This is a genomic window from Lentimicrobium sp. S6 (assembly GCF_013166635.1).
GTDB lineage: Bacteria > Bacteroidota > Bacteroidia > Bacteroidales > UBA12170 > UBA12170.
This window is the reverse complement of record NZ_JABKBZ010000186.1, coordinates 1-1933: the sequence shown is the minus strand read 5'-3', so window position 1 is coordinate 1933 and position 1933 is coordinate 1. Positions and strand designations below refer to the sequence as shown.

The 1933-nt window shown below is 38.1% G+C and carries 1 protein-coding gene; it reads left to right on the top strand.

Features of this window, described 5'->3' with window-relative positions; translation table 11 throughout:
* The first annotated feature begins 266 nt into the window (after positions 1-266).
* Positions 267-1805 (top strand): AbgT family transporter, encoded by a 1539-nt coding sequence (locus HNS40_RS22210; protein WP_172284902.1) that lies wholly within the window; start codon positions 267-269, stop codon positions 1803-1805.
* Positions 1806-1933 lie beyond the last annotated feature (128 nt).

Genomic DNA, 1933 nt, shown 5'->3' with positions numbered 1-1933 from the left:
CTTCTTTTGTTGTAAATCTTTCTTTAAACGTCTGTCTATCAATGTTTTTTAGTATCCTCATCGTTCCTGAATTTGAATACAATTTACAAAATAATATACTCATATACAACTATTTGTGAACTAAATGGGTAACCCTATATAAAAATTTAAAAATGAATGAGCTGTTAAAATAAACCTAATAGCACTTATCTAATTTTCTAAGCATGGAAAATTTCATAGGTTTGCAGATTCTTAATCTTTAGTGTATAATACTTTAATCATTTCCTATGAGTCAAAGCAAGCCGAAAGTTGGATTCTTTCAAAAGATGTTGAATTATACTGAAAAAGCAGGTAATGCCCTTCCTCATCCGGCTACCTTATTTGCTCTTTTCGCCCTTATCGCTTTAATCTTCTCCGCCATTGGGCACTTTATGGGTTGGGAGGTCATACATCCCGGAACAGGCGAACTCATTAAACCCGTTAACCTATTGTCTCACGATGGAATTCATAGGATATTACTCGAAATGGTAGATAATTTCACTGGTTTCGCTCCTCTAGGTATTGTATTGGTGGCCATGCTGGGTATTGGAATTGCGGAGCATAGTGGCTTGATCAATGCAATTATTCGCTTGATGGTGCTCAACTCACCAAAACACTTACTTACCTTTGTGATGGTATTTGCAGGTATCTTATCTAATATGGCTTCTGATGTTGGATATGTATTACTCATACCATTGGCGGGAGTGGTATTTATTGCGGTTGGTCGACATCCCATTGCAGGGATGGCTGCAGCTTTTGCTGGAGTTTCGGGTGGTTTTAGTGCCAATATCGCTATTGGAACCATCGATCCACTTTTGGCAGGTCTTTCGCAAGAGGCAGCTCAAATTCTAGATCCAAGTTATGAAGTAAACCCAACTGCGAATTATTATTTCATGGTAGCCTCTACTTTTATCATTGCTTTCGCAGGAACTTTTGTCACCGAGAAATTGGTAGAACCTCGTTTGGGAACGTATAAAGGAGGGCATGATCAATCTGGCGATAGCTTCGATAAACTATCAAGACAAGAGAAAAAAGGTTTACTCTGGGCCTCTGCTGTCATTTTATCTATCCTCGTCATAACTTTAATAGGAATTATTCCTGAAGATGGATTCTTTAGAGGAGCAGATGGAGGTGTTTTAAGCAGTCCTTTAATTAAAGGAGTGGTTGGAATGTTATTCGTATCAGCTGGTGGTGCTGGATTAGCTTATGGAATTGCCACCGGAAAATTCAAAAACGATGCAGATGTGGTTGATGGAATGTCGGCCAGTATGAGATCCTTGGCCACCTATATGGTTTTGGTATTCTTTGCGGCTCAATTTGTAGCTTATTTTAAGTGGAGTAATTTAGGTATGATAGTAGCAGTAGAAGGTGCGGGTTTATTGATGTCGCTAGATATTGGACTTGTACCACTTATGATATTATTTATACTTCTTTCAGCGGCCATTAATATGGTGATGGGCTCTGCCTCTGCCAAATGGGCTATTCTTGCACCTATCTTTATTCCCATGTTTATGATTATGGGTTATTCTCCCGAATTATCGCAGGTGGTTTATAGAATTGGTGATAGTGTGACTAATGTAATTTCTCCCATGATGAGCTTCTTCGCCTTAATCATTGCCTTCTTCCAGAAATATGAACCAAAAGCTGGAATTGGAACCATTATTGCAACCATGTTGCCCTACTCTATGGCTTTCTTATTCATCTGGATTATATTATTGGTAGCTTGGTTATTAATCGGGTTGCCTTTAGGTCCTGATGCTGGTATTCATTATGTAATGCCCAAATAAGGGCTCATGTTAATTTTTATGGGGAGAATCAGAATAAAGAGTTCGGATTAAAGAGTAGCAAATATGAATTGATGTTTTGCTTCACAAGGCATAATATTTAGTGTAGATTGAAATTATAGCCTTTTTTA